This window comes from Marinobacter sp. (assembly GCF_033722195.1).
GTDB lineage: Bacteria > Pseudomonadota > Gammaproteobacteria > Pseudomonadales > Oleiphilaceae > Marinobacter.
In genome coordinates this window covers 57,393-84,288 of sequence record NZ_JAWVZL010000001.1, presented here as the reverse complement: position 1 = coordinate 84,288, position 26,896 = coordinate 57,393, and the positions used below count along the sequence as shown (strand labels likewise).

Genomic DNA, 26,896 nt, shown 5'->3' with positions numbered 1-26,896 from the left:
CACCCGTCAGTAAAGGTATTCAAAGAGTTCGGAAAGCAACCGCTGAGAGCGGTCCGCGCCCTGGTAATCCGGAGCCTTGCCGGTGGTCACGAAGACACCCTCGTTGGTCTCCTCCAGCCGGACGTGGAAGCTGTAGATGGGCTCGGGGGCGTCGGTGAACCAGCTGAACCAGCCGGGCTCACGCTCGTCCTCGGTGCGGAAGTCCACATAGAAACGGCCTTCGCTGCGGTCCAGGTCCACCACCGGAATGCGGGCCTCATCCAGTGCCCGGCGCACTTCGGCCCAGGCCCGGTCGTAGGGCACGGTCATTTCGATGCCGGCGGCCTGTTCGCCACCGGACTGCAGGCGCACCTTGGGCGCATTACTCATGCGCAGGGCGGCTCTGGAGTAGGACTTGTTGTCCTCCCGCTCCTTGAGGAACACCGCCAGGGATTCCAGCAGCTTGCGCTCCAGTTCCGGCGCATCCGACTGGCTGGGCCAGGTCAGCAACTGATCCGGCGCCTGATCGAGACGGCGGACGCGAAACTGCACCTCGGTGGTCTTGCGCCGTATTCCGGGCGCCACCCGGGCCTGCACCACGGTGCTGGCCTCGGCCTCGCCGGACTCCGGCATCTCGAGCAATTGCCGGGCCCGCTGGCTGTAGTTGGCCACCTCGCTCTGGAGGATGCCCAACTGGGTACTCTCGTAAGCGACACCCAGGCCCCGCTCGTTCATGAACGCCGATACCGACGGCCAGACCCGGCCGGGCACTTCGTTCACCAGCACCCAGGTCTGGTCGCCCAGGTTTTCCACCAGGTAGTTTTCCTCCAGGATCTCGGAGGTCATGTCCGGCGGGCGCGGTATATCGGAGGGCATCAGGCCACCGGAGGTGGCGCCATCCAGGTTTCGGATCGGGTAGGCTTCACGGGCCCGCGGCAGGGGCTCGCCGTCCGGCGTCTTGAGGGGATCGCCGGCGGGGGCGTTGACGTAGTTCTCGGTGCGGTCATCAATCAGGCTGCAGCCACTGGCGGCCAGCAGCCAGACACAACTGACGACGCCCGCAAGGAGCTTCCTGTAAAGCAGATCCATCCGGTTACTCCGCGGAGACAGATTCAATGAGTTGAGATAATTCAGAGCACACCCGCGGCTTTGAGGGCGTCTTCCACTTCGCCATGGAACTTCTCATGGAGCGGCGTGAGCGGCAGGCGGATGCCCTCGGTGATCATGCCCATGCGCTGCAGGGCCCATTTCACCGGGATCGGGTTGGCCTCCAGGAACAGCTTGCGGTGCAGCGGCATCAGACGCTCGTTGATGCGCTCTACCTCGTCACGATTGCCGGCAATGGCGGCCTCGCAGAGGGCGGCCATGCCTTTGGGCGCAACATTGGCGGTGACCGAGACATTGCCCTTGCCACCGGCCAGGATCAGGTCAGCGGCGGTGGCGTCGTCACCGGAGTACACCAGCAGGCGGCCCTCGACGGCACGGATCAACTCGGTGCCACGGGGAATGTTGCCGGTGGCGTCCTTGATCCCGATAATATTCGGGATGTCCGCCAGGCGTTCGACGGTCTCGTTGAGCATGTCACAGGCGGTTCGCCCCGGCACGTTGTAGAGAATCTGGTCCACCGGCACCGCCTCGGCGATGGTCTTGAAGTGGCGGTACAGGCCTTCCTGGGTGGGCTTGTTGTAATAGGGCACCACCAGCAGGCAGGCATCGGCCCCGCGCTTGTGGGCCTCGGAGGTCAGTTCGATGGCCTCCCGGGTGGAGTTGCCGCCGGTACCGGCGATCACCGGAATGCGGCCGTTTACGCGCTTTATGATATGGCCCACCACGTCCAGGTGCTCGTCCGGGTCCAGAGTGGAAGACTCACCGGTGGTTCCCACTGCCACGATACCGTGGGTGCCGTTATCAAGATGGAAGTCCACCAGCGCGTCCAGATGTTCCCAATGGACTTCGCCATCCGGATGCATGGGCGTCACCAGTGCGACGAGGCTACCAGTAATCATAGAGACTCCGCGCAAATAAAAGGCCAATGGTAATGTTGGCTGTGAACTGACACAAGGGAGACCCCGAATAATTAACCCGGGCCTGCCCGCCTCTTTCCTCACCACCACGGAGAACACCATGGCAGTTGTTGAACTGAACCAGCCGGTCGCGGACTTCAGCGCCCAGGCCACCGGCGACCAGACCCTGTCGCTGGCCGACTTCAAGGGCCGCAAGCACCTTGTCCTCTATTTCTATCCCAAGGACAACACCCCAGGCTGCACCACCGAGGGCCAGGACTTCCGCGACCGCTACCAGGCCTTCGACGCCCTTGATACGGTCATCCTCGGCGTTTCCCGGGACGGTCTCAAGGCCCACGAGAATTTCCGCAGCAAGTACGACTTCCCGTTTCACCTGATCTCGGACAAGGACGAAGCCCTGTGCCGCCAGTTTGATGTGATCAAGCTGAAGAAACTCTACGGCAAGGAATACATGGGAGTGGACCGCAGTACCTTCCTGATCGACCGGGACGGCGTGCTGCGCCGGGAATGGCGCGGCGTCAAGGTAAAGGGCCACGCCGACGAGGTACTGGAGGCCGTGCGGGCGCTCTAGGGCCAGCGTCCGGCAGCCGGCCCTATTGCTCCTCCAGGGGCTCCATGGCCTGGCCCTTCACCGGCCAGGCCGAGAACACCGCCTTGAGCATGGTGGCCAGGGGGATGGCGAAGAACACGCCCCACAGCCCCCAGATACCGCCGAAGAATAGCACCGCGATAATGATCACCACCGGATGCAGGTTGTTGACCTCGGAAAACAGGATGGGCACCAGTACGTTGCCATCCAGGGCCTGGATAATGCCGTAGACAACCATCACCCAGATAAAGTGACTGCCCCAGCCAAAGGCAAACAGCGAGATCATGGCCACCGGCACGGTGACCACGGCGGCGCCGATGTAGGGAATCACCACGCTCAGCCCCACCAGCAGGGACAGCAGGGCCGCATAGGGCACGCCCAGCAGCTTGAAGGAAATGTAGGTGGCGCCCCCCACGATCAGGATTTCCACCGCCTTGCCCCGGACGTAGTTGGCACACTGCTGGTTCACTTCGTGCCAGATCCGCAGCATCATCGGCCGCTGGCTCGGCAGCATTCGCGACAGGGAACCGAGCAGGACTTCCCGGTCCTTGAGGAAGAAGAACACCAGGATCGGCAGCAACACCATGTAGATCAGCAGCGCCATCAGATCCGGAATGCTGGCCAGCGAGAAGGACACGATCCACTGGGTCAGGTGGGCCGCCTCGGAAGTAATCTGCTGGAACAGCAGGTTGATCTGCTCGATGGACACCAGATTTGGATACTGTTCTGGCAGGAGCTCCAGGTAGGTCTGGGTTTCCTTGAAGATGCGGGGAGTTTCTCCCGCCAGCGCAGCCACCTGGCCCCAGATCAGCGGCAGCAGGCCGAACAGGAATCCGATCAGGGTGCCGAGGAACACCAGGAACACCCCCATGATGGAGACCATCTCCGGTATTCCCAGTTGATTGAGCTTGGTCACCAGGCCCTGCAGGATGAACGCGATGATCACAGAGGCGATCACCGGCGCCAGCATCTGCCCGAAGAAGACAATCCCCAGGGTGCCCAGCACCAGCAGCAGAAACAGGATGACGGCTTCGTCATCGGAAAAGTATTTGTAGGCCAGGCCCCGTAAAATTCGAACCATTTATCTCTCCGGTGGATCAGGAACCTTCCGTCACTGTCCGCGTCTTATGAGAAACCGGTAGCAGCCGTCTGCTTCCGACGTGCTTACCAGTTCGTGAGATGTTAGCTTTATGAACGACGGAATATCCCTTGCCGAGCCGGGATCGGTGGCGATCACCTCCAGTTCCTGGCCGGGCTCCATGGCGTTCAGTTCCAGCTTGGTTTTGAGCAGGGGCATGGGACAACGCAGCCCCGAGGTATCCAGGGTAATATCTGGCATAATGGCGCCCGGCAACCTTCAGCAGTGGTGAGTAAGCACCGCATTATGCCGATCCGCGGGGACCGTGTAAAAACGTAATGAGCATACCCTTGAACACCGTCCCGGCCAGTACCTCAGCGACTCTTGGCAAGTATATCAGGCAACCTATGACTCTCGTTCGTGCATTTCGCGATCTTCACCGCCCCGGCCTGCTGGCGCCAAGACTGGCACTCCTTGCCACCCTCACCCTGCCCCTCCCGGCCCTTGCCCAGGACACCGAACTGCCCACCTTCGGCGGCGTCGGCGGTGGTCTGATCTCGGTGCAGATGGAACAGCAGATCGGCCAGCAGGTGATGCAGTCGCTGCGCCGCTCCGCGGACCAGGTGGAAGACCCGCTGGTCAACGAGTACCTGGAGAACATTGTTTACCGGCTGATACCCGCGGCACCGATGCAGGACCGCCAGGTAACCACCGTGGTGATCGACAGTCCCGCCATCAACGCCTTCGCGGTGCCGGGCAACATCATTGGGGTCAACGGCGGGCTGTTCCTGAACGCAGAAACCGAACAGCAGTTCGCCTCGGTAATTGCCCACGAACTGGCCCACCTCAGCCAGCGCCATTTCGCCCGCCGCATGGAACAGCAGGAAGCCAGCGCGCCCCTGACCATCGCCGGCATGATCGCCGGCATCATCCTGTCGGCGGTGACCAAGTCGGATGTGGGTATTGCCACCATCGCCGGCACCCAGGCCATGGCGGTCCAGAACATGCTGCAATACAGCCGTTCCAACGAACAGGAAGCGGACAGGGTGGGCCTCGAGATCCTGGCGGAGTCGGGCATGGACCCCAGGGGCATGCCCGAGATGTTCGAGATCATGATGCGGCAGAACCGGCTGCAGGGAAATCAGGTGCCGGAGTACCTGTCCACCCACCCGCTGACCCAGAGCCGGGTCTCAGACTCCCGCAGCCGCGCCGAACAGTACCCGGAAGCCGACTACAACGACGCCCTGGAGTACCACCTGGTGCGCGCCCGGCTGCAGGTCCACTACGCCCGTACCCCGGCCGATGCGGTAAGCGCCTTCGAGGACTACCGTGAGTCCAGCGAGGCGGCTGCGCGGGTGGATGCCGCCAAGTATGGCCTGGCAGTGGCCTATCTGGCGGACGACCAGGCCGCCCGGGCGGAGCAGCTACTGCGGGAACTGCTCGCCGGCCAGGGGCGCCGGATCACCTACCAGGTCACCCTGGCGGAGAGCCTGATTGCACAGGATCAGGCCCAGGCGGCGGTGGATCTGCTCCGCGAGGCGCTGTCCCGCAACCCTGGCAACCGGCCCATCAGCTCCATGCTGGCCAGGGCCGAGCTGGAAGTCGGCAATGCTCCACGGGCGGCGGACCTGCTGCGGGGGCTGGCCCGGGAATACCCGAACCGTGAGGATTACTGGCTGCGGCTGGCCGAGGCCGAGGGCCAGGCCCGAAACATCGTCGGCGTGCATCGGGCCCGGGCCGAGTACGACATTCTGATGGGAGACCTGGAGGCGGCAGAGCGCCAGCTGCGGCAGGCCCAGGAACGGGTGGCGCCGGATGCGCCGGTGCGGCAGATTATCACCGAACGCCTGTCGCAGGTTTCCGAGGCCATTGCGCAGAGTCGGCGCTGAACCGGTGAACATGGGGTCAGATGAAGGCGTTCATCTGACCCCAGCCAGGCGCCCCGATCAGGCGTTGCCCGCGGCCTTGAGGTTCATGTTGGCGGTGAAGTCCAGCATGCGGCGAAGGGGCTTGAGGGCACGCTCCCGCAGACCTGGATCAATATGGATTTCCTGGCTGCCCTGCTCCAGTACCTGCAGAAGATTTTCCAGACCGTTCATCGCCATCCACGGACAGTGGGCACAGCTGCGGCAGGTAGCGCCATTGCCGGCGGTGGGCGCCTCGATCAGGGTCTTGTTGGGAGCCAGCTGCTGCATCTTGTAGAAGATGCCGTTGTCCGTTGCCACGATGAACTGCTCGTTGGGCATCGACTGCACGGCGTGGATCAGCTGGGAGGTGGAACCCACCACATCCGCCATCTGCACCACCGCCTCCGGTGATTCCGGGTGCACCAGGATGGCGGCGTCCGGATAGAGCGCCTTCAGGTCTTCCAGACCACGGGACTTGAACTCCTCGTGGACGATGCAGGAGCCATCCCACAGCAGCATGTCGGCACCGGTGGACTTCTGTATGTAGCTGCCCAGGTGCTTGTCCGGTGCCCACAGGATCTTCTCACCGCGGGAATCCAGGGACTCCACGATGGCCGAGGCGCAGGAAGAGGTCACCACCCAGTCAGCACGGGCCTTCACCGCGGCGGACGTGTTGGCGTAGACCACCACGGTGCGGTCCGGATGCTGGTCACAGAAGGCGGCGAATTCGTCCGCCGGGCAGCCGATGTCCAGCGAGCAGGTGGCCTCCAGGGTGGGCATGAGCACCCGCTTCTCTGGATTCAGGATCTTGGCGGTTTCCCCCATGAACTTGACCCCGGCCACCACCACCGTGGAGGCCTGGTGCTGGTTTCCGAACCTGGCCATCTCCAGGGAGTCCGCCACACAGCCACCGGTCTCCTCCGCCAGACGCTGGATGTCCGGGTCGGTGTAGTAATGCGCCACCAGAACCGCGTCCTGATCTTTCAGGGCCTTACGGATACGACGCTCCAGGTCGGCCTTGCGCTCGGGGCTCAGCGGCTTGGGTTCGGCTGCATGGGCAAGATGCTCCTGCACCAGAATACGGTCTTCTGCTCGGGTCATTCAGTCTGTTCTCACGGTTGCCGGTGACGGCGCTCCGGTTTCCGGGAAACCGAAGTCACATCTGACGACGACATTATATCATTGCTGGGGCCACTACATTGTTCTGTCACGGAAGTGTGATAGATCAGCCTGTTCCTAATGTAGGGGGTCATGGCCAAAAAAAAAGAGCCCGAAGGCTCTTTTGGGGGCGGCAGGCATCGGGACTTACCGTAACCTGCCACCCGATTTGGTGGGTCGTGATGGATTCGAACCATCGACCAATTGGTTAAAAGCCAACTGCTCTACCAACTGAGCTAACGACCCTTAAACGGGTTTCGCATCCTGCGGGCCCGATGCACTCTGTCACTGGACAGCTTGTGCGCGCGGGCAAATTTGGTGGGTCGTGATGGATTCGAACCATCGACCAATTGGTTAAAAGCCAACTGCTCTACCAACTGAGCTAACGACCCAAACGAGGCGCACATAATACGGATTTTTGGGCGCCGTTCAACCCTTTCCGATGGATTATTTAACCACTCCGGTCAGACCGGCATCAGGACGCCAGATAGGCCTGGGCCAGTTCCGCTGCCTTGGTACCGGCGTAATCCTCCACCACCGAACGCATCTGTTGCCGGGCCTTGTCCTTGTCGTTGAGACGATCGTAGGTGATGCCCAGCTTGTAGGCGGCATCCGCGGCTTTGCGGTGGTCCGGGTAACGGGTGGCAACAATGGTGAACGCCTGCTTGGCCTGCTCAAGCTGCGGCTTGACCAGGTAGACCTCACCGAGCCAGTAATAGGCGTTCACTGTCAGGTCCCCTTCAGGATACTCTGAAATGAATTCGTAGAGGGCGTCAATAGCGGCGTCGTAATTCTTGTCTTCATGGATCAGCTTCTGGATCGCCTGGTAGGCCTGGCGCTCCTGCTCGGACGGCTCACGGTATTGCTTGGGCTCCGGTTTGGCGGCGGCCTCTGCCGCGGCGGTCTGGGCCGGTTCCGGCTCGGGCTGTGATTCCACCTGCTTGCGCACATCGAGGAGCCGCTGGTCCAGGTCGATGTAGCGCTCCTTGGACTGCTCGGCCAGACGATTGAGCTGGTACCGCTGTTCCTCCACCTCGCCCTGGAGACGGCGGACCTCACCCTGCAACTGCTCAATCATAAAGAACAGCTCGGCGTTGGCCTGGCTTCCCGACGCTTTGCGCTGGGCCTCGGACTGGTTGGTCTGGAACGCGGGGGTCGATTGCTGCGCCAGCGCACTACCGCAGAGCGATAGTGCGACTGCCGCCATGAGGCATTTTCTCATGGGGATTCCTGTTGGCTGGAGATCCGCCTGTTAGCGGAAGATCATTTCCACCCGACGGTTCTGGGCCCAGACGCTTTCGCCGGAACCCATGACGGCAGGCTTCTCTTCGCCATAGCTTACCGTTTCGATCTGGTCACGAGAAGCGCCATTGACCACCAGGAAGCGGGCCACGGCATTGGCGCGACGCTCGCCCAGGGCCAGGTTGTATTCCTTGGTACCACGCTCGTCGGCGTGACCTTCCAGGCGTACTTCCTGGGACGGGTTGGCGGCCAGATAACGGGCGTGGGCTACCAGTACGTCGCGGGACTCGGACTTGATCTCGGCGGTGTCGAAGTCGAAGTAGAAGGTGGTGATGTCACGCAGCGCGGCCTGCTCGGCTTGCTGCTGGGCAGCCATGCGTTCCTCGTCGGTCAGGCCCTGGCCGGAAACGCCACCATTCTGGCCACCACCATACACAGTGCTGCCGCCTTCCTGATCAACGGCGGAGACATCGGAGCCGTAGCCGTCTTCGGACATGGTGTCACCGGTGGAGCTACAGCCGGCAACCAGACCCAGGGTCAGCACCAGGGCAAATGCTTTGTTCTGCATGGAAACCATCATCAAAAACTTCCTTCTCGATCAATGTGGGTTGTTAACTTCCGTTCTGCGCCATGTCTGTCAGCGCACGAATGGTGACCAGGCCGGATCCCTGACGTCACCACTTGCCGCCGGCAGGGTGTAGTTGGCGCCACCGTCGGCTGAAATAACCGTCAGCACGCTTTGACCACCCTGCTGAGTCGCATAGATCAGCATGCGCCCGTTGGGGGCGACACTGGGCGACTCATCCAGTTTCGTACGGGTGAGGACCGTTTCCTCACCGTTATCAAGATTCATCCGCGCAATGTGCCACGAGCTATCCCTCTGGTGTACGTAGTACATGTACTTGGCATCCGGGCCGAATCGGGGCCGGGCGTTGTAGCGGCTGCCAAAGGTCAGGCGCCGGGCCTCGCCGCCGTCCGCCTCCATGCGGTAGATCTGCGGGCCGCCGGAGCGATCGGAGGTGAACAGGAAGCCTTTGCCATCCGGATGCCAGTTGGGCTCGGTGTCGATGGACCAGTGGTTGGTCATGCGCTTGAGGGCACGCGTTGCGATGTCCATGCGGTAGATTTCGGCGTTGCCGTCCTTGGACAGGGTCATCAGCATGGAGCGGCCATCCGGCGACCAGGCCGGAGCCGAATTCAGGCCCGGAAAGGCCGCCAGCCGGCTGCGCTGGCCGGTGGCCAGCTCATGGGTATAGATGGCGGGCCGGCCGGTCTCGAAGGACACATAGGCAAGGCTCCGGGCGTCCGGCGACCAGGCTGGCGACAGGATGGGCTCGCGGCTCTCCAGCCGGACGCTGGCGCGCTTGCCATCCACGTCACTGACCTGGAGCTTGTACAGCGGCGAGCCGCCGGCGTTCTCCATGGTGACGTACGCCAGACGGGTAGAAAACGCACCGCGGATGCCGGTAATGGCCTCGTAGACCTTGTCGCTGATGTAGTGGCCCAGGGCGCGCGGGTTGCTGACCGGGGCGTTGGCCGTCTCCCCCAGGATGCGCTGCTGGCGATTGACGTCGAACAGCTCGAACCGGGTGGTCAGGTTGTCACCCTGGCGGCTGGTCTCGCCCACCAGCAGGTAACGCTGGCCCAGCATGTTCCAGTCCCGGTAGAACACGTTTTCACCCCGGGATGGCAGGCTCAGCATGCGTTCCGGCGGCAGGGTCTTGAACTCGCCACTCATGGCCAGGTCGTCACGGACAATCTGGCTGATGTCGTCCTCCCCCGGCACGGTACCGGACTTGGCGAAGGGCACCACCGCTATGGGAATGGCCGAATCCGCACCCTCGGTAATGCGGATCAGCAGTTCGGATTGCGCCGGCAGCGCCAGCGCGAGCAGCGCCAGCATCGCTGTCAACCGGCAGCCACGGGCTTTTATTGCCGCTCCGGACCGGCGGCAGGCAAAGGTTACTGTCTCTGCGAACTGTGCAAACGCCGTCTGTATCATTGGCCTGCTCACTGTTATTTGTTCATGCTCTGCGGATTGAATTCGGTGGTGAACTGCCGGAAATACTTCTCGAAGGTGTCCCGGCTGTCCGGCACCGGGAACCGGCCGACACTGCGCACCGCGCTCAGCGCCGAATTGTCAAAGGCGGTGTTGCCACTACTGCTGACCAGCTGCACGGATGCCAGTTCCCCGGTGGGCAGCAGTGTGATCTGCAGCCGGGCGGTCATCTGTTCGGTGGCCGATGGCGGCGGATACCAGGCCTGGGACAGGCGGTCCCGGATCAGACCCAGGTACTTCTCCCGTTCGGTCAGCATTTCCGCTTCCCGGGCCTTGGCGGCGGCCGCCTGGGCCTGACGCTGGGTTTCGGCCTGCTGTTCCTGCCGGGCCTGCTGCGCCAGGGCCTGGAGCTGCTGCTCCTTGAGCCGGCGCTCGGCTTCCTTACGCTTCTGCTCCGCTTCCCGGCGGGCCTGTTCCTGGCGCTCACGCTCCCGGCGGGCCTCTTCCTCGCGACGGCGCTGCTCCTCGGCGGCCTTGCGCTCTGCCGCCAGGCGCTCCTGTTCCTCGGCCTTTGCCTTCGCCCGGGCCTTGGCTTCCGCCTCGGCCTTCTTGCGGGCCTCTTCCGCCGCCCGCTGTTTGGCGGCCTCGGCCTGGCGCTGCTTTTCAGCCTCTGCCTCGCGGCGTTTCTGCTCTTCTTGCTTGCGCTGTTTTTCCAGCTCAGCCTGACGGGCCTTTTCCTCGGCAGCCTTGCGTTCGGCTTCCTGCTGGCGCCGCTCCTTCTCCGGGTCCGGCTTCGGCTTTGGCTCCGGTTGCGGCGGAGCCGGCTGCGGCTCAGGCTCGGGTTCCGGTGCCGGCGGCTGGGGCCGGTCGTTGACCAGCGTGGCAGTGATGCTTGGCGGCACCACATGCTCCTCCGGGGAGCTCCAGCTTACACCCACCACCGCCATCACCACGATCAGCGCGTGTAGCAGCACCGACAGCGCCATGGGCGATTTCCACGCTGGCACTCCGGTACTGATGATTTCGCGCTCCTGGTCTTTCACTGAGTCTCTACCTTCACCGGGCATCCGGCGGACTGGTATCTTCGGTAATCAGGCCCACCGAGGTGGCGCCGGCACTCTGCAGGGTCGACATGAGCCGAACCACAACCCCGTAATCCACGTACTCATCGCCACGAACCAGCACTTCGCCATCCGGACGGCCGGCCAGGACCTTCGCCACCTGGTCACGGATCTCCGGCAGCGACATGGGGTCACTGCCCTTGTCCCCCACTTCCAGGAAATAGGCGCCGTTGGTGTCCACCGACACGATCACCGGTGCCACCTCTTTCTGGGTCTGGATCGGATCGGCCGTGGTGTCCGGCAGGTCCACCTTCACGCCCTGGGTCAGCATGGGCGCCGTGACCATGAAAATCACCAGCAGCACCAGCATGACGTCGATGTAGGGCACCACATTGATTTCCGACATCGGCTTGCGCCGGGTCGCGGGCATCATTCCCATTCCTTTCACGGGTCAACTCCCCATCGTTCGGTGGTGCCAGCCGCCTCAGGCTGACGTGGTGGCTTTTTCACTGTGATACACCCGCCGGTGCAGAATGCTGGAGAACTCCTCGGCGAAGGTCTCGTAGCTCTTCAGCAGGGCATCGGAGGTGGTGGAAAAACGGTTGTAGGCGATGACCGCGGGAATGGCGGCAAACAGGCCCATGGCGGTGGCGATCAGCGCCTCGGAAATACCGGGAGCCACGGTGGCCAGGGTGGCCTGCTGGGTCTGGGCCAGGCCACGGAACGAGTTCATGATGCCCCACACGGTACCGAACAGACCCACATAGGGACTGGTGGAACCGACCGTGGCCAGGAACGGCAGGTGCTGCTCCAGCCGCTCCTGTTCCCGGGAAAACGCCACCCGCATGGCCCGCTGGGCACCGTCCATCACCGCGTCGGCGTCACGGCTCTGCTGGCGCAGCCGGGAGAACTCCTTGAAGCCGGCGCGGAACACCGCCTCCATACCGGAGAAAGGCGTCGGGTTGGCATTCACGTCCCGGTAGAGCTGGCCCAGGTCCATGCCGGACCAGAACCGCTCCTCGAACGCGAGCTGGGCCTGCTTGGCCTTGCGGAACACCTGGTAGCGCTGGAAGATCAGGGCCCAGGACATGACCGACGCGCCTACCAGCAGCAGCATCACAAGCTGTACCAGCAGACCGGCATTGGCGATGAGGTACCATACTGAAAGTTCTGAATCCACCTTTCACTCCTGACTGTTTTAGGGGTTCCCCGGGTTATTGGTCCTGGTCCACCAGGCTGCGGATACTGTCGGGTATTCGTCGTGGCCGGCCGCTATCCAGCGCCACGCAGGCCACCTTTACCCGCGCCTCGGCCAGCATTACGCCGTCCTCTGCCCGGGTCACCTTCTGGTCGAACTCCATCCAGACCCGGCCGCAGGCCACCAGCTCGGCGCTGACCGACAGGCGGTCGTCCAGCCGGGCGGCGGCGGCATAGTGGATGGACAGCCGCTGCACCACGTAACTGATGTTGTCAGCCAGGCCGGCCCGCAAGGCAATGCCATGGTGGCGAACGTACTCGGTACGGGCCCGCTCCATGTAATGCAGGTACTTGGCATGAAAGACGATGCCGCCGGCGTCGGTGTCCTCGATGTAGACCCGGATCGGCAGCTCGAAGCGGCTGCCGGCTGCCTGGTTATCCGTCAAGCATATCCTCCTGTTTACCCCCTGGCGGCGTGACACCAAAATGCAGGTAGGCATGGGAGGTCACCATACGCCCCCGCGGTGTCCGGACCATATAGCCCTGCTGGATCAGGAAGGGCTCCAGCACATCCTCGATGGTGCCACGTTCTTCGCTGATGGCGGCCGCCAGGCTTTCCACGCCCACCGGCCCGCCGTCGAATTTCTCGATCATGGCCAGCAGCAGGCGGCGGTCCATGTGGTCAAAACCCTGGCCATCCACCTTCAGCATGTTGAGGGCCTGGTCGGCAATGGACTCGCTGATCACGCCGTCGGCCCGCACTTCGGCAAAATCCCTCACCCGCCGCAACAGGCGGTTGGCAATACGGGGCGTGCCGCGGGAGCGGCGGGCGATCTCGAAGGCGCCAGCCTCCTCGATGGACACGCCGGACAGCTTTGCCGAACGCAGGATGATATGTGTCAGATCCTGGGTATTGTAGAACTCCAGACGCTGGACGATGCCGAAGCGGTCCCGCAGCGGCGAGGTCAGCAGCCCGGCGCGGGTGGTGGCGCCCACCAGGGTAAACGGCGGCAGGTCCAGCTTGATGGAGCGTGCGGCCGGCCCCTCGCCGATCATGATATCGAGCTGGTAGTCCTCCATCGCCGGATAGAGCACTTCTTCCACAGCAGCGCTGAGGCGGTGGATCTCGTCGATGAAGAGCACATCGCCGGACTCCAGGTTGGTGAGCATGGCGGCCAGGTCACCGGCCTTCTCCAGCACCGGCCCGGAGGTGGTCTTGATGGCCACGCCCATCTCGTTGGCAATGATGTTGGCCAGGGTGGTCTTGCCCAGGCCCGGCGGGCCAAAGATCAAGGTATGGTCGAGCGCTTCCTCACGGCCCCGGGCGGCGGAGATGAAGATGTCCATCTGTTCGCGCACCGCCGGCTGGCCGACGTATTCCGCCAGCAGCGTGGGGCGTATGGCCCGGTCCTGGACCTCTTCGTAGTGGCCGGGCTGGGCCGAGATCAGGCGATCGGATTCAATCATGGAAGTGCTCGTTGCAGGCGTACCGCATAAAACGTCGCAAAGTGGGTTCTGGACCAACAACTGTTTACTAAAACGCCGCACATTGTACAAGGCGCCATTTGACTGTCACGTTACGCTCCAGACAGGTTCGGTCGGCGCCGGGCCCCGGAAACCGGGGCCTGCGGGGAATTGGTCAGGCGGTGGGAATCATGTTCTTCAGGGCCAGGCGGATCAGCTCTTCCCGGCTCATGCCCTCTTCCGCCACCCGGTTGACCGCCCGGGTGGCTTCCTGGGGCTTGTAGCCCAGGGCGATCAGGGCCGCCTCGGCTTCGTCCACCGGCCGGTGGGTTGCCGGTGCGGCGGCCTCGATCCGGGTGCCGCCCGTGGCACTCGGGACAAACTCCCCTTCCAGCTGGCCGATGCGGTCCGCCATCTCGATCAGCAGGCGCTCGGCGGTCTTCTTGCCGACTCCAGGCAGCTTCACCAGGGCGTTGGCATCCCGGGCTTCGACACAGCGGAAGAACTGCTGTGCATCCAGGCCGGAGAGAATGCCCAGCGCCAGCTTGGGGCCGACCCCATTGACCTTGATCAGCAGCCGGAACAGGTCCCGGTCCAGCCGGGCATGGAAGCCATAGAGGTGATGGGCGTCCTCCCGGATGGAAAGATGGGTATGGAGCAGCACTTCCTGGCCGATGTCGGGCAAATGAAAGAAGGTGGTGTAGGGAATATCAACTTCGTAACCCAGGCCGGCGCTCTCCACCAGGGTCCGGCCCGGGGCCTTTTCGATCAGGGTGCCGCAAATTCGTCCAATCAAGGGGCTCTCTCCTTTCTATATAGCCCGTGAAGCCTATGTGGCCTGGCCGGTGGCGCCCGGCACCGCGATTACTGGGCCCGGACCCGGCCGCCGCGAACCTTGCCGCCGGCGGACAGGCGCTCAATGCTCTGGCTCATGTGGGCATGGCAGAGCGCGATGGCGAGGGCATCGGCGGCGTCCTCCTGTGGCTTGCGTGAAAGCTTCAGGATCGCCTGCACCATGTGCTGGACCTGGGCCTTGTCGGCGCCCCCCTTGCCCACCACTGCCTGCTTGACCTGTCGGGCCGAGTATTCGTGCACCGCCAGGCCGCTATTAGCCGCACTGACAATGGCCGCTCCCCGGGCCTGGCCGAGCTTGAGGGCGGAATCCGGATTGCGTGCCATGAAGACCTGCTCGATGGCGAAATGATCAGGGCGGTATTCGCCGATCAGGGTGGCCAGGCTATGAAAGATGGTCTGCAGACGCTCCGCCATGGCCTTCTCCCCCACCCGGATGCAGCCGCTGTCCAGGTATTCGGTGTGGCGGCCTTCGCAGCGGATGATGCCGTAGCCGGTAATGCGGGAACCGGGGTCGACCCCCAGGATTATGGCCACGAGGCCTCCTTGACACGCGCGGGCACCGGCCTAATCGTCAGTGCGGGCAATATCGGCGTTGGACCAGACGTTCTGGACGTCGTCCAGATCCTCCAGCATATCCAGCAGCCTGGTCACCTGTTCAGCCATCTCGCCCTCCACGCGGGCATAGGTGGACGGCACCATGGTGACCTCGGCATTGTCCGGCGTCAGCCCGGACTGCACCAGCGACTCCTTGACGTCCAGGAACTGCTCAGGCGTGGTGACAATCTCGTAGGAGCCATCCTCCTGCTCTGCGACATCCTCGGCGCCGGCTTCCAGGGCCGCCTCCATGAGGGCATCCTCGTCCACATCCGGGCTGTAGGACAGCACGCCCTGCTTGCTGAACAGGTAGGCCACCGAGCCGTCGGTGCCCAGATTGCCGCCCTGCTTGTTGAAGGCATGGCGGATGTCGGCCACGGTGCGGTTGCGGTTGTCGGTCATGGCCTCGACATAGATGGCGACACCGCCCGGACCGTAACCCTCGTAGGTCAGCTCCTCGTAAGTGGTGTCGTCACCGCCACCGGCGCCCCGCTCGATGGCGCGCTCGATGGTGTCCTTCTTCATGTTCGCAGTGAGCGCCTTGTCCATGGCGGTGCGCAGGCGCGGGTTGTCGGCGGGGTTACCACCACCCTGGCGCGCCGCCACCGTCAGCTCGCGAATCATCTTGGTGAAGATCTTGCCTTTCTTGGCATCCTGGGCCGCTTTGCGGTGCTTGATATTGGCCCATTTGCTGTGTCCGGCCATAACGACTGGATTACCTCGCAATCAGTTCGGGCGACTCAGCTCTGGTCGCCCTGATCCACTTTCATGGTGCCATCAGAGGTGATGTTGCCACCAGCGGTGGGGTGCGGCTGCTTGCGCAGACGGATGTGCAGCTCCCGCAGCTGCTTCTCGTCCACCGTACCCGGCGCCTGGGTCATCAGACAGGTGGCGCTCTGGGTTTTCGGGAAGGCAATCACGTCCCGGATGGAGGTGGCACCGGTCATCAGCATGATCAGCCGGTCCAGGCCAAAGGCCAGGCCGCCATGTGGCGGGGCACCGAACTTGAGGGCATCCAGCAGGAAGCCGAACTTGGCGCGGGCCTCCTCCTCATCGATGCCCAACACCCGGAACACGGTCTGCTGCATGGACTCGTCGTGGATACGGATGGAGCCGCCACCCAGCTCGGTGCCATTGAGGACCATGTCATAGGCCCGGGACAGCGCGGTATCCGGCGACGCCAACAGCTCCTCCGGCGTGCAGGACGGCGCGGTGAACGGATGGTGGATGGCGTGCAGGCTGCCGTCGCCGACTTCCTCGAACATGGGGAAGTCCACCACCCACATGGGCGCCCACTCTGTGGTGAGCATGTCCAGGTCGTGGCCCACCTTGATGCGCAGGGCGCCCAGGGCCTCGTTGACCACGGAGGTCTTGTCGGCGCCGAAGAACACCAGGTCGCCGTCTTCGGCGGCAACACGCTCGATGATGGCCAGGGCCACCTCGTCACCCAGGAACTTGATGATGGGGGACTGCAGGCCTTCCACGCCCTTGCTCAGGTCATTGACCTTGATGTAGGCCAGGCCCTTGGCGCCGTAGATGCCCACGAACTTGGTGTAGTCGTCGATCTGCTTGCGGGTCAGTTCACCGCCCTTGGGAACACGCAGCGCCGCTACGCGGCCCTTGGGGTCCTTGGCCGGGCCCGCGAAGACCTTGAAGTCCACCGCTTCCACCAGGTCCGCCACGTCGATCAGCTCCAGCGGAATGCGCAGATCGGGCTTGTCGCTGCCGTAGCGGCGCATGGCCTCGGAATACGGCATGCGCGGGAACTCCGGCAGCGCCACCTTGAGCACGTCGCGGAACAGCTCCCGCACCATGGTCTCGGTGAGCTCCATCAGGGTGTTCTCGTCCACGAACGAGGCCTCGATGTCCACCTGGGTGAACTCTGGCTGGCGGTCGGCCCGCAGGTCCTCGTCCCGGAAGCACTTGGCGATCTGGTAATAGCGGTCCACCCCAGACACCATCAGCAGCTGTTTGAAAAGCTGGGGCGACTGGGGCAGCGCGAAAAAGGAGCCTTCGTGGGTGCGGCTCGGCACCAGGTAATCCCGCGCGCCTTCCGGGGTGGCGCGGGTCAGGATGGGGGTTTCCACATCCATGAACTCGTTGCGGTCCAGGAAGTTGCGGACATAGCTGGTGACCCGGGAGCGGAACCGCAGACGGTTCAGCATTTCCGGGCGGCGCAGGTCCACGAAGCGGTAGCGCAGGCGCACGTCCTCGCCCACGTCGACATGCTCGTCCAGCGGGAATGGCGGTGTGGCGGCGGCGTTGAGGATGGTCAGCGCGGTGCCCAGCACTTCCACCTGGCCGGTGGCCATGTTGGCGTTCTCGGTGCCGGCGGGCCGGCGGCGGACCCGGCCGGTGACCTGGATCACGTACTCGCTGCGGACCTTCTCCGCGAGCTGGAAGCTCTCCGGGGTGTCCGGGTCGAACACCACCTGGGACATGCCGTCCCGGTCGCGCAGGTCGAGGAAGATCACACCACCATGATCCCGGCGGCGATGGACCCAGCCGCAGAGTGTGACGTCCTGGTCGATGTGAGACTCGTTGATTCCACCGCAATAGTGACTGCGCATACCCATTCCCGTTGTTTCTGTGTGCGTAAAAGTGTGTGTCAGCTGGCCGCTGATTCCGACGGCGTCTTTGAGCCGCCCTTGTCCACCAGGTTTTTCTTGGTGCCGGTCTTGAAGTCGGTCTCGTACCAGCCGGTGCCCGCCAGCCTGAAACCGGCCGCCGAAATGCGCTTCCTGAAGGAAGCTTGCTGACAGGAGGGACAGTCCTTCAGAGGCACGTCGCTCATGCTCTGGATCACGTCCTTCTCAAAACCACAGGCGTCACAAACGTATTCATAAATCGGCATTCTGGATACCCCACAACATAACCAACACCGGCTGCTACCAGCCCTGCTCATATCATCGGATACCACCGGTAACGGGGCCCGCTGAAAAGCGCACCATTATAAACACAATCCACCGCAAAATCAGGGTCTCTGCTATATTCGTGACGGTCCGGCGCCAGAAGGTTAGAATGGCCGCCCCAACCCGTCCCTCCGCCGGAGAAGTGCCTTGTCAGCCCGAGCCGAGCAGAAACTGAAAACCCGTCGCGCCCTGATGGACGCCGCCCTGGCCCAGCTCAGTGCCGACCGGGGTTTCAGCAGCCTGAGCCTGCGGGAAGTAGCACGGGAAGCCGGCATCGCCCCCACCTCCTTCTACCGGCATTTTGCCGAGCTGGACGAACTGGGCCTTGCCCTGGTGGACGAAGGCGGCGTGGCCCTGCGCCAGCTCATGCGCCAGGCCCGCAAGCGCATTGCCCGCAACGGCAGCGCCATCAACACCTCCGTGGAAACCTTCATGGAGTACCTGGGTAACAACGCCAACCTGTTCCGGCTGCTGCTGCGGGAGCGGACCGGCGTCTCGAAGATGTTCCGCAATGCCATCCAGGCGGAAATCGACCACTTTGTGACCGAACTGGCGGATGACCTCAAGCGTTTTGCGGTGGAACAGGACAAGCCGCTGTACGACGCCCGGCTGGTGGCCGAAGCCATGGTGACCCTGGTGTTCAACCACGGCGCCGAGGCCCTGGATGCCACCCCGCGGGAGCGGGAAGTGCTCAAGACCAAACTCAAGCTGGAACTGCGGATGATTCTGGTGGGCTCCCAGACCCTGGCGGCCCAGAGCGATAGCCCGGACCGGGTCAGCCCACCGCTTTGACCGCCTCAAGCACTGGCGCCAGGCGCTCGACGCGCTCCGCCAGCTCGGCATCGCCGTAGGCCACCGGCGGCTGCCTGCCCCACACAGGCCCCGGCCAGGCCGGGTCCCCCTCGAACCGGACAATGTGGTGGAGATGCAGTTGCGGCACCATGTTGCCCAGCGCCGCCACATTCAGCTTGTCGCCCCTGAAGGTCTCCATCAGCCCCTGCCCCAGCGCCGAGGACTCCCGCAGCAACTGCAGCTGGTCGGCTTCGGAGAGCTGGTAGATTTCCCGGACGCCGTTCCGGCGGGGCACCAGCAGCACCCAGGGCCAGGTGCTGTCGTTCATCAGCCTAACCTCACACAGCGCCGAGCTGCCCAGGCTGACGGTGTCCGCCGCCAGCTTGGGGTGCAGGGTGAAGGGGCTCACACCGCCGCCTGGAACTGGTTGCGGCCGCGGCCAATGGCGTAATAGACCAGACCGTAGCGGGCCAGGATTGACGGCTCGTAAAGGTTACGGCCATCAAAGATCACCGGCTCGCTGAGCGCCGTCTTGATGGCGTTGAAGTCCGGTGACCGGAACTCCTTCCACTCGGTGCAGATCACCAGGGCATCCGCCCCCTTGAGAGCCTGCTCCTTGGTGCCGCACAGCTGCAGTTTGTCCTCATCAGGGTAGATGCGCTGGGTCTCCTCCATGGCCTCCGGGTCAAAAGCCTGTACCCGGGCGCCGGCTTTCCAGAGGTCTTCCATCAGGGTGCGGGACGAGGCCTCCCGCATGTCGTCGGTATTGGGTTTGAAGGCCAGGCCCCAGAGGGCCACGGTCTTGCCGGCCAGGTCGCCCTGGAAGTAGTGGCTGAGCTTGTCGAACAGCACATGCTTTTGGGCGGCGTTGACCGCTTCCACCGCGTTCAGCAGGCGGGACTCGTAGTCACAGTCCCGCGCGGTCCGAGACAGCGCGGTGACGTCCTTGGGAAAACAGGAGCCGCCGTAGCCACAGCCGGGGTAGATGAAGTGGTAGCCGATGCGGGGGTCCGACCCTATGCCCCGGCGCACTGCCTCCACATCCGCCCCCAGCCGTTCCGCCAGGTTGGCGATCTCGTTCATGAAGCTGATCTTGGTGGCCAACATGGCGTTGGCGGCGTATTTGGTGAGCTCCGCCGAGCGCCGGTCCATGAAGATCATGCGGTCATGGTTGCGGTTGAAGGGGTAGTAGACTTCCCGCAGCAGCTCCTTGGGGCGCTCGCTTTCCGCGCCCACCACGATGCGATCCGGCTTCATGAAGTCGTCGACAGCGGCGCCTTCCTTCAGGAACTCGGGGTTGGACACCACGTCGAAGTCCAGCTCCAGCCCGCGGGCGTCCAGGGCAGCCCGGGCCGCGGCCTGGACCAGATCACCAGTGCCCACCGGCACCGTGGACTTGTCCACGATCACCTTGTACTCGTTCATGTACTGGCCAATGGCGCGGGCCACGGCGGTGACGTACTGAAGATCCGCGGAGCCGTCCTCATCCGGCGGTGTGCCGACGGCAATGAACTGGAGCACACCGTGCTGGACCGCAGCCTCCGTGTCGGTGCTGAAACGCAGCCGGCCGGCCTCGACATTGTGGCTGACGATGGCTTCCAGGCCCGGCTCGTAGATGGGGATCTGGCCGTTCTCGAGCCGTTCAATCTTGTTTCGGTCCACGTCCATGCAGAGTACATCGTGGCCCACATCCGCCAGACACGCGCCGGTGACCAGGCCGACGTAGCCGGTGCCAAAAATGCTGATTTTCATCCGTTGATTCCCAATCTCATGTTAAAAAACTTTCCTGTGCGCTTGCCGTCAGGAGACGCCGTCGGCTTGGCGCTGCTGCCAGCTCTTTTCCCAGTTCAGCGCGGTGGCGACGATGGTATCCAGGTTGTCGTAGTCCGGCTGCCAGCCCAGTACCCGGGTGATGCGGCTGTTGTCTGCCATCAGCGCCTCCGGGTCGCCCGCCCGGCGGGCGGTTTCGGTGACCGGGAAATCCACGCCGGACAGGCGCTTGACCACCTCGATCACCTCCCGAACCGTGAACCCGCGGCCGTAACCGCAGTTCAGCACCCGGGACTCGCCGCCGTTGGCCATGTAATCCAGCGCCATCACATGGGCCTTGGCCAGGTCTTCCACGTGAATGTAGTCCCGCACACAGGTGCCGTCGCGGGTGCCATAGTCGGTGCCAAACACGCTCATCCCTTCCCTGACCCCGGTGGCGCACTCACAGGCCACCTTGATCAGGTGGGTGGCTTCCGGCGTGGCCTGACCCAGCAGACCTTCAGGGTTGGCTCCGGCCACGTTGAAATAGCGCAGGATCACATAATTGAGGGCCGAGGTGGCCGCCAGGTCCATGATCATGCGTTCGCTCATCATCTTGGACGCGCCGTAGGGGTTGATGGGCGCCAGCGCCATGTCCTCGGTGAGCACGGTTTCATCGGGCATGCCGTAGACCGCGGCGGTGGAGGAGAACACCAGGTAGGGCACATCGTAGCGACTGACTGCAGCCAGAAGATTCAGTGTGTTGCGGGTGTTATTTCCGTAATACTTGAGGGGATTGACCACTGATTCCGGCACCACGATGTTGGCGGCGAAATGCAGCACCGCGTCAAACTGGTGCTTGCTGAACACTGCCTCGATGGCGGCCTCGTCGGCCAGGTCCCCCACCACCAGCTCGCCGCAGGTGACCGCCCATCGATAACCGGTGGACAGGTTGTCGAACACCACGATGTCGTGGCCCGCGGCCCCGAGCTGGCGCACCACGTGACTGCCGATATAGCCGGCACCGCCGGTGACGAGTACTTTCATGCTGGATCCTCAATCCTTCCCTGACGAAGACCGGCGGTGGGCCTTGATCTGGGCCCGCCGACGAACAAAGAACTCTGATAGAAGCTCACTGCAGGATGATGACAGTACCCCCTGCGTCACCGCAACCCGCCAGTTGAGGGCGCTGTCCTCCAGCGTGCGGCGGGTGGAGACCACCGCCCCGGCCTTGGGTTCGGTGGCACCGAACACCAGTCGCGACACCCGGCTGTGCACCAGCGCGCCGACACACATGGTGCAGGGCTCAAGGGTGACATAGAGGGTGGCACCCGGCAGGCGGTAGTTGCCGACACGGCGCGCGGCGTCCCGCAGAGCCCGGATCTCGGCATGGGCGGTGGGGTCGCACTGGCTGATGGGGGCGTTGAACCCTGCCCCCACCTCGCGGCCATCCAGCACCACCACGGCACCCACCGGCACCTCGTCAGCCGCCGCCGCCGAACGGGCCAGCGTCAGCGCCCGCTGCATCCAGAACTCGTCGTCCGCCTCCTGCATGGGCCGTCAGCTCCCGTGGCCGATCACTCCCACTCGATGGTGGCGGGCGGCTTGGAGGAGATGTCGTAGGTGACCCGGGAAACGCCGGTGATCTCGTTGATAATCCGGTTGGAGACGGTTTCCAGCAGCTCGTAGGGCAGGCGTGCCCAGCGCGCGGTCATGAAATCGATGGTTTCCACGGCGCGGATGGCAATGACGTACTCGTAGCGGCGGGCATCCCCCACCACACCCACGGATTTGACCGGCAGGAAGACGGCAAACGCCTGGCTGGTCTTGTGGTAAAGATCGGCCCGGTGCAACTCTTCCAGGAAGATGGCGTCAGCCCGGCGCAGGATCTCGGCGTACTCCTTCCTGACCTCACCGAGGATACGGACACCCAGGCCAGGACCCGGGAAGGGGTGGCGGTAGACCATGTCGTAGGGCAGCCCCAGTTCCAGGCCGATGCGGCGGACCTCGTCCTTGAACAGTTCCCGCAGTGGCTCCACCAGCTTCAGCTTCATGGTTTCCGGCAGGCCGCCCACGTTGTGGTGGGACTTAATGACATGGGCCTTGCCGGTCTTGGAGGCAGCGGATTCGATCACATCCGGATAGATGGTGCCCTGGGCGAGCCAGTTCACGTCGGTGATGCGGGCAGCTTCTTCATCGAATACCTCGATAAAGGTATTGCCGATGATCTTGCGCTTCTGCTCCGGGTCACTGACGCCCTTCAGGCGGGACAGGAACAGCTCCTCGGAGTCGGCGCGAATGACCTTCACGCCCATGTTGCGGGCAAACATGTCCATGACCTGGTCGCCCTCGTTCAGGCGCAGCAGGCCGTTGTCCACGAACACACACGTGAGCTGGTCACCAATGGCCTTGTGCAGAAGCGCCGCAGTGACCGAGGAGTCGACACCGCCAGACAGGCCCAGCAGGACCTTGTCCTTGCCCACCTGCTCGCGAATCTGGCGGACGGCATCGTCGACGATCTTGGCGGGGGTCCAGAGCGCCTCGCACTGGCAGATGTCCAGCACGAAATGCTCCAGCATGCGCTGGCCCTGGAGGGTATGGGTCACCTCCGGGTGGAACTGCACACCGTAGAGATTGCGGCTGACGTCCTGCATGGCGGCCACCGGGGCGGACTCGGTGGACGCCAGCAGCTCGAAACCGGGGGGCATGGCCACCACTTTGTCGCCGTGGCTCATCCAGACGTCCAACAGGGACTCACCCTGGGCAGTCAGGTGGTCCTTGATGTCACGCAGCAGGGGTCCGTCCGCCCTCACCTTGACCTGGGCGTAGCCGAACTCCCGCTTCTCGGAGCCGGCGACCTTGCCGCCAAGCTGCTCGGCCATGGTCTGCATGCCGTAGCAGATGCCCAGTATCGGAATGCTGCGCTCAAACAGGCCGTCCGGGGCACGGGGGCCACCGAGCTGGGTGACGGACTCAGGCCCGCCGGCCAGTATGATGCCCTTGGGTTTGAACTCTTCCAGCTCCTGATCGGTGATATCGAAGGCCTTGATCTCACAGTAGACACCGAGCTCCCGAACCCTGCGGGCGATCAACTGGGTGTACTGGGAGCCGAAATCGAGAATCAGGATACGGTGGTCATGGATGTTCTGAACCATGGAGTCCTCAGGCAAGAGTCAGGAAGCGCAGCCGGTTGTCCGGCTGCGCAGGGGCGCAATCTGTCTGCCGGCCTCAGCCGACGCGGTAGTTGGGTGCTTCCTTGGTGATGGTGACGTCGTGAACATGACTTTCACGCATACCGGCGTTGGTGATGCGGGCGAACTGGGGCTTGGTGCGCATCTCCTCCATGGTGGCGCAGCCGGTATAGCCCATGGAGGCCCGCAGGCCCCCCATCAGCTGGTGCACAATGTTGCGCATCGGGCCCTTGCAGGCAACACGGCCCTCGATGCCTTCCGGCACCAGCTTGTCGACGCCCTTGCTGGCGTCCTGGAAATAACGGTCGCTGGAGCCCTGACCCATGGCGCCGAGGGAGCCCATGCCGCGGTAGGCCTTATAGCTGCGGCCCTGGAACAGCTCCACTTCGCCGGGGGCTTCGTCGGTGCCGGCCAGCAGGCCGCCCACCATGACGCAGTAAGCGCCCGCGGCAATGGCCTTGGAGATGTCACCGGAGAAGCGCACACCACCGTCGGCGATCAGCGGCACGCCGCGATCCTTGAGCGCAGCGGCGACGTTGGATACCGCGGTGATCTGGGGCACACCGATACCGGCCACAATGCGGGTGGTACAGATGGAGCCCGGGCCGATGCCCACCTTGACCGCGTCAGCGCCGGCATCCGCCAGGGCGATGGCGGCGTCGGCGGTGGCAATGTTGCCACCGATCACCTGGACATCGGGGTAGTTCTTCTTGACCCAGCGGACCCGCTCGATGACGCCGCGGGAATGGCCGTGGGCGGTATCAATCACGATCACGTCCACACCGGCTTCCACCAGTGCCACCACACGGGCCTCGGTGTCGCCGCCGGTGCCCACTGCGGCACCCACCCGGAGACGGCCTTGGTCGTCCTTGCAGGCCAGCGGGTAATCCTTGGCTTTCTGGATGTCCTTGACGGTGATCAGGCCCTTGAGCTCGAAGTTGTCGTTGACCACCAGCACCTTCTCGATACGGTGCTTGTGCAGAAGGTTCTTGACCTCTTCCAGGTCGGCGCCTTCCGGAGCCGTCACCAGCTTGTCCTTGGGGGTCATGATGTCGGAGACCCGGGTGTCGAGGCGGCTTTCAAAGCGGATGTCGCGACCGGTCACGATGCCCACCAGGTCGCGGCCATCCACCACCGGCAGGCCGGAAATGTTGTTGGCGCTGGTGATGTCCAGCAGTTCACGGACCGTGTTGTGGGGCGACACGGTGATCGGATCCTTGACCACGCCGCTTTCGAATTTCTTGACCTTGCGGACCGCCGCCGCCTGTTGCTCAGCGCTCATGTTCTTGTGCATGATGCCAATACCGCCTTCCTGGGCCATGGCGATGGCCAAGTCCGCCTCGGTCACCGTGTCCATGGCCGCCGACACCAGCGGGATGTTCAGCGTGATACCCTTGGTGAGCTGGGTCTTCAGGCTGACCTGGTGAGGCAGGACTTCGGAGTATCCCGGGATCAGCAGGACATCATCAAATGTGAGGGCTTCTTCGGCAATTCGCAGCATTGGGACCCGCCTTTTGAACAAACTGAGTTGAGGATCTTCCGACCGCATTGACGAGCGAGATCCTTAATCGATCTATTATAAAACCGCCGCCGGTCACAGTAAACCAGGGTTAGTTCGTATCCTGGTTGCATGTTTTTGAATTTTCGCTATTTTTGGCAGAACTTTTTTCGGAAACTCCTTATGGATCCGCGTAACATGCCGGCCATTCCCGGCCAGCCCCGGGCACTGAGCGTCAGCGAACTCAACCACCAGGTGCGCCATTTGCTGGAAACCAGCTTCATGCAGGCCTGGGTGGAGGGCGAGCTTTCCAGCTTTTCCCGGCCCGCCTCCGGGCACTGGTACTTCACCCTGAAAGACGCCAAGTGCCAGGTCCGCTGCGCCATGTTCAAGGGTTTCAACCAGCGCATCCGGCCACTGCCGAAGGAAGGCGACCAGGTCCGGATCCGCGGCAAGGTCAGCCTCTACGAAAGCCGCGGTGACTTCCAGCTCATCGCCGAGCATATGGAACCGGCCGGCGCCGGCGCCCTGCAACAGGCCTTCGAAGCGCTCAAGTACAAGCTCCAGCAGGAGGGCCTGTTCGAGCCGGCCCGCAAGAAGCCGATCCCGGCCCTGCCCCGACACATCGGCGTGGTGACCTCCCCCACCGGCGCCGCCATCCATGACATCCTGACGGTGCTGGCGAGACGGTTTCCGGCCATTGGTGTGACCCTGTACCCCACGCTGGTGCAGGGCCAGAGTGCCGCCGCCGACATTGTCCGGGCCATCCAGGCCGCCGAGCGGCACAACCGGGCTGACGTCCTGATCATCGGCCGCGGCGGCGGGTCGCTTGAGGACTTATGGTGCTTCAACGACGAGGCCGTGGCCCGCGCCATTGCCGCCTGCCCGCTGCCCACTGTCAGCGCGGTCGGTCATGAAGTGGACTTCACCATCGCCGATTTCGTCGCCGACCTGCGGGCGCCGACGCCCTCGGCGGCGGCCGAGAAACTGTCGCCGGACCAGCGGGACTGGCTGCGTCTGCTGGACAGCCAGCAAGCCCGATTACTGACCGCCTTCCATACCCAGCAGCGCCGGCTGGCCACCCGTCTGGAGCACCTCGCCGCGCGCTTGCGGGACCCCCGCCGGGAACTGCAGGACAAAGCCCAGCGCCTGGACGAACTGGACCTGCGACTGCAGGCCGCCATGGCCCGCCGCCTGGAACGACTGCAGACACGGCTGGCCAATGCCGATGGCCGGCTGCAGAGCCAATCTCCCGCCCGCCACCTGGTGATCGCACAACAGCAGGTCGGGCAGTTGGCGCAACGGCTGCAACGGGCCACACAACAGACCCTGGCCCACAAACGCGAGCGGCTGGCCCATGCCGGCCAGGCCCTGCATCTGGTCAGTCCGCTGTCCACCCTCTCCCGCGGCTACGCCATCGTCTCAACACCGGAACAGCCGGTGGTGAGAAAGGCCACCGAGCTGGCGCCGGGCGACGCCATCTCGGCCCGTCTTGGTGCCGGCCGGGTAGACGCCACCGTGTTGCGTATCCATTCAGACGACCCGGCCTCCGGCGACTCCGTGCTCTGACCGCCAAACCGCCAGAACCCGGATCTGTGCCAGCGACC

General features: G+C 63.7%; 28 protein-coding genes and 2 tRNA genes. 4 read left to right on the top strand and 26 right to left on the bottom strand.

Annotation, left to right across the window (positions count from 1 at the left end; genetic code table 11):
- Positions 1-6: 6 nt before the first annotated feature.
- Together bamC and dapA are read right to left on the bottom strand one after the other, a co-directional pair.
- Entirely contained in the window at positions 7-1,068 is a 1,062-nt protein-coding gene (gene bamC / locus R3280_RS00435) for an outer membrane protein assembly factor BamC (protein ID WP_318996591.1), read from the bottom strand.
- 41 nt (positions 1,069-1,109) lie between these two features.
- The gene (gene dapA, locus R3280_RS00430) at positions 1,110-1,985 is read right to left on the bottom strand and encodes a 4-hydroxy-tetrahydrodipicolinate synthase (protein ID WP_318996590.1); all 876 of its coding nucleotides are present in this window, start codon (positions 1,983-1,985) and stop codon (positions 1,110-1,112) included.
- A gap of 118 nt (positions 1,986-2,103) precedes the next feature.
- Here dapA and R3280_RS00425 point away from each other — a divergent pair, with 118 nt between their 5' ends.
- A complete protein-coding gene (locus R3280_RS00425) occupies positions 2,104-2,574 on the top strand; it encodes a peroxiredoxin (protein ID WP_318996589.1) in 471 nt (156 codons plus the stop codon).
- 22 nt (positions 2,575-2,596) lie between these two features.
- Here the strand turns inward: R3280_RS00425 and R3280_RS00420 are convergent, their stop codons facing one another.
- Complete coding sequence (locus R3280_RS00420; protein WP_318996588.1) at positions 2,597-3,673, bottom strand: AI-2E family transporter; 1,077 nt, start codon at positions 3,671-3,673, stop codon at positions 2,597-2,599.
- 30 nt (positions 3,674-3,703) lie between these two features.
- A complete protein-coding gene (locus R3280_RS00415) occupies positions 3,704-3,931 on the bottom strand; it encodes a sulfurtransferase TusA family protein (RefSeq protein ID WP_318996587.1) in 228 nt (75 codons plus the stop codon).
- A gap of 146 nt (positions 3,932-4,077) precedes the next feature.
- On the opposite strand from R3280_RS00415, the gene R3280_RS00410 reads away from it, so the two are divergent.
- The gene (locus R3280_RS00410; RefSeq protein ID WP_318996586.1) at positions 4,078-5,559 is read left to right on the top strand and encodes a M48 family metalloprotease; all 1,482 of its coding nucleotides are present in this window, start codon (positions 4,078-4,080) and stop codon (positions 5,557-5,559) included.
- A 57-nt stretch (positions 5,560-5,616) separates the two neighbouring features.
- Here the strand turns inward: R3280_RS00410 and nadA are convergent, their stop codons facing one another.
- The 16 genes from nadA to R3280_RS00330 all read right to left on the bottom strand — a co-directional run bounded on the left by nadA (position 5,617) and on the right by R3280_RS00330 (position 18,001).
- On the bottom strand, positions 5,617-6,678 hold the full coding sequence (nadA, locus tag R3280_RS00405; RefSeq protein ID WP_318996585.1) for a quinolinate synthase NadA: 1,062 nt from the start codon (positions 6,676-6,678) through the stop codon (positions 5,617-5,619).
- 227 nt (positions 6,679-6,905) lie between these two features.
- Positions 6,906-6,981: transfer RNA gene (locus R3280_RS00400), tRNA-Lys, on the bottom strand.
- A gap of 70 nt (positions 6,982-7,051) precedes the next feature.
- Positions 7,052-7,127 (bottom strand) — tRNA-Lys (locus tag R3280_RS00395).
- 83 nt (positions 7,128-7,210) lie between these two features.
- Positions 7,211-7,942 carry a tol-pal system protein YbgF gene (ybgF, locus tag R3280_RS00390; protein WP_413468720.1) on the bottom strand — a complete coding sequence of 244 codons (732 nt, stop codon included), beginning with the start codon at positions 7,940-7,942 and terminating at the stop codon, positions 7,211-7,213.
- 45 nt (positions 7,943-7,987) lie between these two features.
- The gene (pal, locus tag R3280_RS00385) at positions 7,988-8,557 is read right to left on the bottom strand and encodes a peptidoglycan-associated lipoprotein Pal (RefSeq protein WP_318996583.1); all 570 of its coding nucleotides are present in this window, start codon (positions 8,555-8,557) and stop codon (positions 7,988-7,990) included.
- 57 nt (positions 8,558-8,614) lie between these two features.
- Positions 8,615-9,880 carry a Tol-Pal system beta propeller repeat protein TolB gene (gene tolB, locus R3280_RS00380; RefSeq protein WP_318996582.1) on the bottom strand — a complete coding sequence of 422 codons (1,266 nt, stop codon included), beginning with the start codon at positions 9,878-9,880 and terminating at the stop codon, positions 8,615-8,617.
- A gap of 113 nt (positions 9,881-9,993) precedes the next feature.
- On the bottom strand, positions 9,994-11,019 hold the full coding sequence (gene tolA, locus R3280_RS00375; RefSeq protein WP_318996581.1) for a cell envelope integrity protein TolA: 1,026 nt from the start codon (positions 11,017-11,019) through the stop codon (positions 9,994-9,996).
- A 13-nt stretch (positions 11,020-11,032) separates the two neighbouring features.
- Positions 11,033-11,470 (bottom strand): protein TolR, encoded by a 438-nt coding sequence (tolR, locus tag R3280_RS00370; RefSeq protein WP_318996580.1) that lies wholly within the window; start codon positions 11,468-11,470, stop codon positions 11,033-11,035.
- Between the two features lie 51 nt (positions 11,471-11,521).
- Positions 11,522-12,217, bottom strand: a complete 696-nt coding sequence (gene tolQ, locus R3280_RS00365) for a protein TolQ (RefSeq protein ID WP_318996579.1) — start codon at positions 12,215-12,217, stop codon at positions 11,522-11,524.
- A 34-nt stretch (positions 12,218-12,251) separates the two neighbouring features.
- Entirely contained in the window at positions 12,252-12,680 is a 429-nt protein-coding gene (gene ybgC / locus R3280_RS00360) for a tol-pal system-associated acyl-CoA thioesterase (protein WP_318996578.1), read from the bottom strand.
- Positions 12,670-13,701, bottom strand: a complete 1,032-nt coding sequence (gene ruvB / locus R3280_RS00355; RefSeq protein WP_318996577.1) for a Holliday junction branch migration DNA helicase RuvB — start codon at positions 13,699-13,701, stop codon at positions 12,670-12,672. The genes ybgC and ruvB overlap by 11 nt, the downstream gene beginning before the upstream one ends.
- Before the next feature lie 172 nt (positions 13,702-13,873).
- Entirely contained in the window at positions 13,874-14,494 is a 621-nt protein-coding gene (gene ruvA / locus R3280_RS00350; protein ID WP_318996576.1) for a Holliday junction branch migration protein RuvA, read from the bottom strand.
- 68 nt (positions 14,495-14,562) lie between these two features.
- Positions 14,563-15,087 carry a crossover junction endodeoxyribonuclease RuvC gene (ruvC, locus tag R3280_RS00345; protein WP_318996575.1) on the bottom strand — a complete coding sequence of 175 codons (525 nt, stop codon included), beginning with the start codon at positions 15,085-15,087 and terminating at the stop codon, positions 14,563-14,565.
- Positions 15,088-15,117: 30 nt separating this feature from the next.
- Complete coding sequence (locus R3280_RS00340) at positions 15,118-15,852, bottom strand: YebC/PmpR family DNA-binding transcriptional regulator (protein ID WP_318996574.1); 735 nt, start codon at positions 15,850-15,852, stop codon at positions 15,118-15,120.
- Positions 15,853-15,887: 35 nt separating this feature from the next.
- Complete coding sequence (aspS, locus tag R3280_RS00335) at positions 15,888-17,717, bottom strand: aspartate--tRNA ligase (RefSeq protein WP_318996573.1); 1,830 nt, start codon at positions 17,715-17,717, stop codon at positions 15,888-15,890.
- A 38-nt stretch (positions 17,718-17,755) separates the two neighbouring features.
- Positions 17,756-18,001 carry a zinc ribbon domain-containing protein gene (locus R3280_RS00330; RefSeq protein ID WP_318996572.1) on the bottom strand — a complete coding sequence of 82 codons (246 nt, stop codon included), beginning with the start codon at positions 17,999-18,001 and terminating at the stop codon, positions 17,756-17,758.
- Positions 18,002-18,206: 205 nt separating this feature from the next.
- Between R3280_RS00330 and fabR the strand changes: the two genes are divergently transcribed.
- Positions 18,207-18,851 carry an HTH-type transcriptional repressor FabR gene (gene fabR / locus R3280_RS00325; protein ID WP_318996571.1) on the top strand — a complete coding sequence of 215 codons (645 nt, stop codon included), beginning with the start codon at positions 18,207-18,209 and terminating at the stop codon, positions 18,849-18,851.
- On the opposite strand, the gene R3280_RS00320 is transcribed toward fabR, so the two are convergent.
- From R3280_RS00320 to guaB, 6 genes are all read right to left on the bottom strand, one after another.
- A complete protein-coding gene (locus R3280_RS00320; RefSeq protein WP_318996570.1) occupies positions 18,835-19,260 on the bottom strand; it encodes an HIT family protein in 426 nt (141 codons plus the stop codon). The two genes, fabR and R3280_RS00320, sit on opposite strands and share 17 nt — an antisense overlap.
- Complete coding sequence (locus R3280_RS00315; protein ID WP_318996569.1) at positions 19,257-20,603, bottom strand: UDP-glucose/GDP-mannose dehydrogenase family protein; 1,347 nt, start codon at positions 20,601-20,603, stop codon at positions 19,257-19,259. Before R3280_RS00315 ends, R3280_RS00320 begins: the two co-directional genes overlap by 4 nt.
- A gap of 48 nt (positions 20,604-20,651) precedes the next feature.
- Complete coding sequence (gene galE, locus R3280_RS00310; RefSeq protein WP_318996568.1) at positions 20,652-21,647, bottom strand: UDP-glucose 4-epimerase GalE; 996 nt, start codon at positions 21,645-21,647, stop codon at positions 20,652-20,654.
- Between the two features lie 9 nt (positions 21,648-21,656).
- Positions 21,657-22,154: a tRNA adenosine(34) deaminase TadA gene (gene tadA / locus R3280_RS00305; protein WP_318996567.1), complete on the bottom strand. Its 498-nt coding sequence runs from the start codon at positions 22,152-22,154 to the stop codon at positions 21,657-21,659.
- A gap of 23 nt (positions 22,155-22,177) precedes the next feature.
- Complete coding sequence (gene guaA, locus R3280_RS00300) at positions 22,178-23,755, bottom strand: glutamine-hydrolyzing GMP synthase (RefSeq protein WP_318996566.1); 1,578 nt, start codon at positions 23,753-23,755, stop codon at positions 22,178-22,180.
- A gap of 73 nt (positions 23,756-23,828) precedes the next feature.
- A complete protein-coding gene (gene guaB / locus R3280_RS00295) occupies positions 23,829-25,292 on the bottom strand; it encodes an IMP dehydrogenase (protein ID WP_318996565.1) in 1,464 nt (487 codons plus the stop codon).
- Between the two features lie 180 nt (positions 25,293-25,472).
- Between guaB and xseA the strand changes: the two genes are divergently transcribed.
- A complete protein-coding gene (gene xseA / locus R3280_RS00290; RefSeq protein WP_318996564.1) occupies positions 25,473-26,858 on the top strand; it encodes an exodeoxyribonuclease VII large subunit in 1,386 nt (461 codons plus the stop codon).
- Positions 26,859-26,896: the final 38 nt, after the last annotated feature.

Bases quoted from the DNA above. Each gene is read 5' to 3' on its own strand.
- guaA (WP_318996566.1), bottom strand. From the start codon at position 23,755: ATGGTTCAGAACATCCATGACCACCGTATCCTGATTCTCGATTTCGGC.
- nadA (WP_318996585.1), bottom strand. From the start codon at position 6,678: ATGACCCGAGCAGAAGACCGTATTCTGGTGCAGGAGCATCTTGCCCAT.
- pal (WP_318996583.1), bottom strand. From the start codon at position 8,557: ATGATGGTTTCCATGCAGAACAAAGCATTTGCCCTGGTGCTGACCCTG.
- R3280_RS00420 (WP_318996588.1), bottom strand. From the start codon at position 3,673: ATGGTTCGAATTTTACGGGGCCTGGCCTACAAATACTTTTCCGATGAC.
- R3280_RS00315 (WP_318996569.1), bottom strand. From the start codon at position 20,603: ATGAAAATCAGCATTTTTGGCACCGGCTACGTCGGCCTGGTCACCGGC.
- ybgF (WP_413468720.1), bottom strand. From the start codon at position 7,942: ATGGCGGCAGTCGCACTATCGCTCTGCGGTAGTGCGCTGGCGCAGCAA.
- ruvB (WP_318996577.1), bottom strand. From the start codon at position 13,701: ATGATTGAATCCGATCGCCTGATCTCGGCCCAGCCCGGCCACTACGAA.
- aspS (WP_318996573.1), bottom strand. From the start codon at position 17,717: ATGCGCAGTCACTATTGCGGTGGAATCAACGAGTCTCACATCGACCAG.
- R3280_RS00410 (WP_318996586.1), top strand. From the start codon at position 4,078: ATGACTCTCGTTCGTGCATTTCGCGATCTTCACCGCCCCGGCCTGCTG.
- tolB (WP_318996582.1), bottom strand. From the start codon at position 9,880: ATGCTGGCGCTGCTCGCGCTGGCGCTGCCGGCGCAATCCGAACTGCTG.
- R3280_RS00415 (WP_318996587.1), bottom strand. From the start codon at position 3,931: ATGCCAGATATTACCCTGGATACCTCGGGGCTGCGTTGTCCCATGCCC.
- R3280_RS00340 (WP_318996574.1), bottom strand. From the start codon at position 15,852: ATGGCCGGACACAGCAAATGGGCCAATATCAAGCACCGCAAAGCGGCC.
- tolR (WP_318996580.1), bottom strand. From the start codon at position 11,470: ATGATGCCCGCGACCCGGCGCAAGCCGATGTCGGAAATCAATGTGGTG.
- xseA (WP_318996564.1), top strand. From the start codon at position 25,473: ATGGATCCGCGTAACATGCCGGCCATTCCCGGCCAGCCCCGGGCACTG.
- R3280_RS00330 (WP_318996572.1), bottom strand. From the start codon at position 18,001: ATGCCGATTTATGAATACGTTTGTGACGCCTGTGGTTTTGAGAAGGAC.
- guaB (WP_318996565.1), bottom strand. From the start codon at position 25,292: ATGCTGCGAATTGCCGAAGAAGCCCTCACATTTGATGATGTCCTGCTG.
- galE (WP_318996568.1), bottom strand. From the start codon at position 21,647: ATGAAAGTACTCGTCACCGGCGGTGCCGGCTATATCGGCAGTCACGTG.
- tadA (WP_318996567.1), bottom strand. From the start codon at position 22,154: ATGCAGGAGGCGGACGACGAGTTCTGGATGCAGCGGGCGCTGACGCTG.
- R3280_RS00425 (WP_318996589.1), top strand. From the start codon at position 2,104: ATGGCAGTTGTTGAACTGAACCAGCCGGTCGCGGACTTCAGCGCCCAG.
- dapA (WP_318996590.1), bottom strand. From the start codon at position 1,985: ATGATTACTGGTAGCCTCGTCGCACTGGTGACGCCCATGCATCCGGAT.
- bamC (WP_318996591.1), bottom strand. From the start codon at position 1,068: ATGGATCTGCTTTACAGGAAGCTCCTTGCGGGCGTCGTCAGTTGTGTC.